1 protein-coding gene and 1 pseudogene are annotated in these 602 nt (G+C 46.0%); both read right to left on the reverse strand.

The genetic code is table 11. The features are described 5' to 3' along the window. Positions 1-80 precede the first annotated feature (80 nt). Complete coding sequence (gene rpsN / locus I6E61_RS13990; RefSeq protein ID WP_010554914.1) at positions 81-386, reverse strand: 30S ribosomal protein S14; 306 nt, start codon at positions 384-386, stop codon at positions 81-83. A 10-nt stretch (positions 387-396) separates the two neighbouring features. Beyond that, positions 397-602 (reverse strand): annotated as a pseudogene (locus I6E61_RS13995) (50S ribosomal protein L5); the annotation flags it as partial.

Here is a 602-nt window from a genome sequence, read left to right on the forward strand (position 1 = left end):
GCTGATTGACCGTTACGAATTCGTGTGAACAAATCCGCGATAGGATCTTGCAAGCTCATAGTCTTACTCCCATGATTCTATTACCAGCTAGCCTTTTTAAGGCCAGGAATTTCACCGCGCATAGCTGCTTCGCGAACTTTAATACGGCTCATGCCGAATTTGCGAAGGAAACCATGTGGGCGGCCCGTAATGTTACAACGATTACGTTGACGTGCAGGGCTAGAATCACGTGGTAAAGCTTGTAGCTTAAGTACCGCGTCCCAACGATCATCTTCAGATGTATTAACATCACTGATGATAGCTTTTAGTGCCGCGCGCTTTTCAGCGAACTGAGCAACTAGTTTTGTGCGCTTTGCTTCGCGCGCTTTCATAGAATTCTTTGCCATAACCCCACCCTTATTTCTTAAATGGGAAGTTAAACGCTTCTAACAACGCACGGCCTTCCTCATCAGATTTCGCAGAAGTAGTGATAGTAATATCCATACCGCGTACACGGTCTACTTTATCGTAATCGATTTCTGGGAAGATGATTTGTTCACGTACGCCCATGCTGTAGTTGCCACGTCCATCAAAAGACTTAGCACTTACGCCACGGAAGTCAC

The organism is Psychrobacter sp. NZS113 (genome assembly GCF_015864825.1).
Taxonomy (GTDB): domain Bacteria; phylum Pseudomonadota; class Gammaproteobacteria; order Pseudomonadales; family Moraxellaceae; genus Psychrobacter.